This window comes from Candidatus Neomarinimicrobiota bacterium (assembly GCA_016784545.1).
Taxonomy (GTDB): Bacteria; Fidelibacterota; UBA8477; order UBA8477; family JABMPR01; genus JABMPR01.
Map to the genome: position 1 here is coordinate 21,185 of JADHUM010000060.1, position 6,740 is coordinate 27,924.

6 protein-coding genes are annotated in these 6,740 nt (G+C 44.3%); all 6 read left to right on the top strand.

The annotated features are described in order from the left end of the window. Position 1 precedes the first annotated feature (1 nt). A complete protein-coding gene (thrS, locus tag ISR87_13050) occupies positions 2 to 1,936 on the top strand; it encodes a threonine--tRNA ligase (GenBank protein ID MBL7026368.1) in 1,935 nt (644 codons plus the stop codon). Continuing rightward, a complete protein-coding gene (locus ISR87_13055) occupies positions 1,923 to 2,456 on the top strand; it encodes a translation initiation factor IF-3 (GenBank protein ID MBL7026369.1) in 534 nt (177 codons plus the stop codon). The genes thrS and ISR87_13055 overlap by 14 nt, the downstream gene beginning before the upstream one ends. A gap of 11 nt (positions 2,457 to 2,467) precedes the next feature. After that, positions 2,468 to 2,662, top strand: coding sequence for a 50S ribosomal protein L35 (gene rpmI / locus ISR87_13060; GenBank protein ID MBL7026370.1), 195 nt, complete (start codon positions 2,468 to 2,470; stop codon positions 2,660 to 2,662). 15 nt (positions 2,663 to 2,677) lie between these two features. Then, positions 2,678 to 3,022, top strand: a complete 345-nt coding sequence (gene rplT, locus ISR87_13065; GenBank protein MBL7026371.1) for a 50S ribosomal protein L20 — start codon at positions 2,678 to 2,680, stop codon at positions 3,020 to 3,022. A 19-nt stretch (positions 3,023 to 3,041) separates the two neighbouring features. Then, a complete protein-coding gene (pheS, locus tag ISR87_13070; protein MBL7026372.1) occupies positions 3,042 to 4,055 on the top strand; it encodes a phenylalanine--tRNA ligase subunit alpha in 1,014 nt (337 codons plus the stop codon). A 192-nt stretch (positions 4,056 to 4,247) separates the two neighbouring features. Continuing rightward, positions 4,248 to 6,632 (top strand): phenylalanine--tRNA ligase subunit beta, encoded by a 2,385-nt coding sequence (locus ISR87_13075; GenBank protein ID MBL7026373.1) that lies wholly within the window; start codon positions 4,248 to 4,250, stop codon positions 6,630 to 6,632. Positions 6,633 to 6,740: the final 108 nt, after the last annotated feature.

Below are 6,740 nucleotides of genomic sequence, written 5' to 3' on the forward strand. Positions count from 1 at the left end.
TATGAACGCGAATGGGAATATACAGATCACATACCCAGATGGCCGTACTGAAGAGTTGCCGTCCGGGATTCGTGCGTTCGAAATTGCCCAGGGGATAAGTCCTCAATTCGAGAAACAACTCATCGCTGCAAGCATCAATGGTAGAGTGGTTGATCTGGCAACGGTGATCACTGAAGATTCTTCAGTTAACTTTCTCAAAAGAACGGATGCTGAAGCTCACGAAATTTTGCTTCACAGTACCTCCCACATTATGGCCCAGGCTGTCAAACGCCTTTATCCTGAAGTAAAGGTGACCATTGGTCCTTCCATAGAGAATGGATTCTATTACGATTTCGATATTGAGAGCCCCTTTACTGATGACCAGCTCGTTGCGATTGAAACTGAAATGCAGAAAATCATTGATGAAGATTTACCTGTTAAGAGATTAGAGCTTTCACGGGATGAGGCAATCAAACGCTTTGAAGCCATGAATGAAACGTATAAAGTCGAAATAATCTCTGAGTTACCAGAAGATGAGATCATTTCAGCTTATGAACAGGGAGAGTTTATTGATCTCTGTCGTGGTCCCCACTTGCCTTCAACTAAACGTGCAGGTGCATTTAAACTCTTGAGTGTGGCTGGAGCGTATTGGCGTGGAAATGAAAATAACCGCATGTTGTCTCGAATTTATGGAACAGCATTTCCGGAAAAAAAAGCACTTAAGAAATACCTCAACCTGCTGGAAGAAGCCAAGAAGCGCGATCATCGTCGCCTGGGTAAGGAATTGGGCTGGTTCAGTTTTCATAAAGAATCACCAGCCAACGCCTTCTTCCATCCCAAAGGCACACAGATATACAACGGAATTGTGGATTACCTGCGTGAGAGTAATATCCGCTATGGATATGAGGAGGTTGGGACACCTCTGATCCTCTCTGAGGAATTGTGGCATCGCAGTGGTCACTGGGATAATTATGGTGATAATATGTATTTCACCAAGGTTGACGATCGTGATTTCGCTGTGAAACCCATGAATTGTCCAGGCCACCTCTTGATCTTTGGTGATTCTGCTCATTCCTACCGGGAATTCCCCATCCGCATGGCAGAATTCGGCCGGGTGCATCGTCACGAGCGCTCAGGTGTGACTCACGGGTTATTTCGGGTCCGTACTTTTGTACAGGATGATGCACATATCTTCTGTACTGAAGCACAAATCCATGATGAGGTAAGTCTGGTACTTGAACAAATATTTGAGACCTACCATGCTTTTGGATTCGACGATGTTCATGTTGAACTCTCCACAAAACCAGCCAAGGCTATTGGTTCTGCTGAAACCTGGACCAAGAGTGAAGCCATTCTACAAAAGGTGTTGGAAGATAATGAGATCGACTATCAGTTGAATCCTGGTGATGGTGCCTTCTATGGCCCTAAAATTGACTTCCATATCAAGGATTCTTTGAACCGAAGCTGGCAATGCGGCACCTGTCAGCTGGATTTCTCCATGCCAGAACGCTTTGAGTTGGAGTACACAGGTGAGGATGGTGCTTCCCACCGTCCTGTCATGCTCCATAGAGCTGTCGTTGGAAGCCTGGAACGTTTTATGGGTATCCTGATTGAGAATTATGCCGCCCGTTTGCCGGTGTGGTTGGCTCCTGTGCAAGTCAAGGTGATCCCCATTGCGGATCGTCATGAAGACTACGCCCAGGAAGTCGTTGCTCAATTGAAATCCGCTGGAATTCGTGTAGAAGCCAACTGGAAAAATGAAAAAATTGGTCAGAAAATTCGTCAAGCAGAGCTTGAAAAGGTTCCATATATGTTTATCCTTGGGGACCGAGAGGTTGAAGAGAGCAAAATTAGTGTTCGTCGTCACGGTGTCGGAGATTTAGGCAGCGTTGACCTTGCTGAAGTGAGCGAACGTATTTTAGGTGAAATAAGGGAGAGAATAGATCAAAAAGTATAAGGTATACGCTAAGGAGGATGAACTCCGCATCAATGATGAGATTGACACCCCAGAGGTTTTACTCGTGGATGAAAACGGTGAACAAGCAGGATTAGTAACCATCCAAGAGGCCCTGGAAAGAGCAGAAAATGCCGAACTAGATCTGGTAGAAGTCGCCCCAAACGCCAAGCCTCCAGTCTGTAAGCTTATGGATTACAGCAAGTACAAGTATGAAAAGGCTAAGAAAGCCAAAGAGGCAAAGAAAAAACAAAAAATTATTCAGAACAAAGAAGTGCGCTTCAGACCGAATATTGAGGATCATGATCTTCAGACAAAGGTCAACAAAGCACGAGAATTTCTGGACGATGGAGATAGAGTAAAAATAACGATCATGTTTAGAGGCCGGGAAATGGCTTATCTGGATCGTGGACCATTACTCATGACAAAAATCATGAGTCATCTCGGTGAAGATGTGAACATGGAATATACCCCGACTATGGAAGGTAGATTCCTTACCACTGTAGTCACCTTGAAGAAGTGAGGTAATGAGATATGCCCAAAATGAAATCAAATCGTGCTGCTAAAAAGCGCTTCAAGCTAACCGGTAAAGGTAAAGTGAAGAGAAACAAGGCTTTCACCAGTCACATGCAGAACAACAAATCACAGAAGCAGAAAAGAAAACTTCGCAAATCCGGTCTTTTGACAGGTGGCGATGCTGCTAAAGTGAAAAAAGCGATATCCGCTTAAGTACTAGGAGTTACAATGCCAAAAGCAAACAGTGCTGTCACCCGTAAAAAACGGCACAAAAAATATTTAAAGGCTGCCAAGGGTTACTATGGTGCCCGTTCACGTCTGTATAGAACAGCACGTGAGACTGTTGAACGCGCCTGGGTTTATGCCTACAGAGATCGTAAAGATCGGAAACGTCAATTTCGTCGTTTGTGGATAGCCAGAATTAACGCTGCTGCTCGTTTGAACGGCCTGAGTTATTCCAAATTGATGAATGGTTTAAAGAAAAGTAGTATTGACCTCAATCGTAAAATGTTAGCTGAAATCGCTGTTACAGATCCAGTTGGTTTCGCTTCGATTGTAGCAAAAACTAAATAAACCACAGTTAGGATCGCGTATGTCGCTTTTCAAAAAAGTCGACGAATTACGCTCGGAATTCAAGCAAGCGTTGGCATCAAGTCCAGCGCTTTCTGATTTAGAGCGGATTAGACAAGAATTCCTGGGTCGCAAAGGTGTAATTAACGACCTCTTCAAAAAGATGAAAGAGGTTGAAGCTGAACGTCGTGGTGAATTTGGCGGTGTGATCAATCAGCTCAAACAGGACATCCATGATCACATAGAGGCTAGCATCAATGAACAGCGTGGTGATGTTCAGGCAATCAGTTCAGTTGATGTCACTTTACCAGGTGTGATCTACGAACGAGGAACCTTGCACCCCATCGAAAGTACCCTCAGGGATTTCAAGCAAATCTTCCATCGTCTTGGTTTTTCTGTGGCTGAAGGCCCTGAGATTGAAACCCAATGGCGCAACTTCGATGCATTGAATTTTCCACCTGAGCATCCCGCTCGCGATATGCAGGATACATTCTTTCTAAAAAATGACTCTGTTCTGCGTACACACACCTCACCAGTACAGGTAAGACTCATGCTGGAGGAAAAACCTCCCATACGGTCGATTATGCCTGGTCGCGTGTATCGCAATGAAGCCATCGATGCCGGGCATTATTGTCTGTTTCATCAGGTTGAAGGTCTATATGTGGATAAGCATGTGACCATGGGTGAACTTAAAGCCACACTGGAACTCTTTTGCCGTGAATATTTTGGCGAAAATGTGAAGCTCAGATTTCGACCAAGCTTTTTTCCCTTTACCGAGCCCAGTAGCGAGATGGATGTATCCTGTTTCCTTTGTGGAGGCAAGGGATGTCGGGTTTGCAAGCAAACAGGTTGGTTGGAAATTGGCGGCTGTGGGATGGTGGATCCAAATGTTTTCCAAGCTGTCAATATTGACTCTGAAGAATATACAGGCTATGCCTTTGGTATGGGAATCGAACGTATTGCCATGATGAAATATGGTATTACAGATATTCGACTTCTTTTTGAGAACGATGTTCGTTTTCTCAAACAGTTTTAGTGTAGAGGAGTAATGAGAACTGCGTCTACCTTGCCATCTGTTTAAGCAATTGTATCCGTCATCCCGAGCTTGTGTCATCCTGAGCGGAGTCGAAGGACGAGGGATACGAATATTTGGAAGTTGTCAGTCTCTCTCGACTCCGCTCGAGATGACGCGCTTCAGATGATCGCAAAATCATAATCGGAACATAATATGAATATTTCATACAACTGGCTCAAAGAATACATCGACATTGATCTGGGACCTGCCGTTCTGGCTGAAAAATTAACGCATGCTGGTCTTGAAGCAGTCATTGTTGAAACCTTGCCTGAATACTTTAAATCAATTGTTGTGGGTCATGTGGTTTCCAAAGCAAAGCATCCGGACGCTGATAAACTCAGTGTATGCATGATTGATCTGGGTGATGGCGAGCCTAAACAAATTATTTGTGGCGCTCCCAATATTGATACAGGACAAAACGTTCCTGTGGCTACGATTGGAACCACTTTTCCGGATGGGATGAAGATCAAGAAAGCCAAGCTGAGAGGCGTGGTTTCCAACGGGATGGTATGTTCCGAACGCGAATTGGACCTCTCCCAGGATCACTCCGGGATCATGGTGTTAGATGAAGATGCTGAGCTGGGGATGGACATGGCGTCTTATCTGTCTGGGAATGATGTGAGTATTGAATTAGACCTTACCCCTGATCGTTCTGATGCGCTGGGCCATATTGGTGTGGCTCGCGATTTAGCAGCACTGCTCGGTTTGGAGTTGCATAAACCTGCCATCGATATCAAAGAATCCTCAACACCAACATCCAGCATAGTTTCAGTTGAGCTTCATGATCCTCAGTCTTGTCCGCGCTACGCAGCACGTATTGTGAAGGGAGTGAAAATAGCTGAATCTCCCAGCTGGATGCGTCAAAGACTCCAGGCAGCTGGAATTAGATCCATAAATAATGTGGTTGATGCGGCAAATTATGTGTTAATGGAGACGGGACATCCTCTTCATACCTTTGATTTGCGTTATATCCAAGGCGGCAAAATCATCGTGCGGAAAGCCGCTGACAAAGAGAAAATTACCACCCTGGATGGCAAGGAACGTGAATTAGACGATTCTGTATTGCTGATTTGTGATGGTAAAAAGCCTGTGGCTGTTGCAGGTATTATGGGTGGTGAAAATTCAGAAGTGAAGGATGATACGACCGACCTCTTACTTGAAAGTGCCTATTTTGATGCCGTGGTTGTCCGTCGTGGGGCCAAAAAGCTACAGTTGGCCACAGACGCCTCTCATCGCTTTGAACGCGGTACAGACCCCAATGGCATCCCCTACGCTCTAGATCGCCTTGCCAGCCTTATCGTAGAACTGGCAGGAGGGGAGATTACCCAGGGGCAGGTTGATGCTTACCCTCAGATTATTAAACCACTGGAAATCAGTTTTCGGGCTGCACGATGCAATGCTATCCTGGGAACCGACATCGATGTTGCTGCCATTTCGAAGATTTTAAATGGTCTGGAATTATTCCATTCCGAGAAGGAGGGAGTATTTCAGGTCAAGGTCCCCACTTTTCGTCCAGATATTACGCGTGAGATTGATCTGGTTGAAGAAGTAGGCCGTATCTACGGGTATAATAATATTCCTCTTCCACAACATTTCAGCATCGCCAACAAGATTAACAAAAAAACGCCTGACCAGATGCGCGAGAAAATTATTGATTATCTGGCAGCCATTGGCTTCAACCAAATCTATGGAAATGGGCTACTTGCAGTTGATGAGCATCCCACTGTTTTCGGTGATGAAGAAGCCTTGTTGTTGGCAAATCCACTATCCAGAGATATGGCCTCTATGCGATCATCCCTGCTCATGGGAATGGCCAAAGTTGCTGACCACAATATTAATCGCCGCCAGTCCGACTTGAAATTGTTTGAATTGGGTCAGGTTAGCACCCTTGATATGGATTCTGATACGGGTGCAAGAGAAACCAGTCACCTCGGCATATTTATCTCTGGCGAGCTGCAGAGCAAACAATGGTCTCAGGAAAGTGTAGGAACCGATGTATTTCACATGAAGGGAATATTGCACTCTATCTATGGTGATTTATTTGGCCAGGAGATTTACTTCCAATCTATTGAGCACGATCTTTTTAATGATTCTATTGGAATCTTCAATGGAGATGAGCGGATTGGAGTGCTTGGGGAATTAAAGCAGCTCAACCAGAAATTGAAGAGTGTGAGGGGTATTTATTCTGAAGTCAGAATTGCTGAAAACCTCGGTCTAGAGCAAAACATTCAGTACCAACAAATTTCCATTTATCCTGCTGTAGAGCGAGATCTATCAATCCTCATCGATTCGAATATTGCTTTTGATCAAATTGATGAGACCATTCAAAAAAATGCTGGTAAGTCCTTAGTATATAGTCGTTTATACGATATCTATGAAGGAAAATCTATTGCAAGTGGCAAAAAAAGTCTTACATTTCGTCTGGTTTTTCAGAATAAGACGAGAACCCTTACTGAAAAAGAAATCGACAAAGATTTCCAAAGGATTCTCAAAGGCTTGGAAGACGCGTACAACGCCACACTAAGAGAGGCAATCTAGTGATCAATGATGTCCTGAGTAAGTTTGAAGACAAGGTAAGATTACTGGTTGCTCATGTGAGTTTACTAAAAAAAGAAAACCTTTCACTTCGTAATCAGATCATAGAAC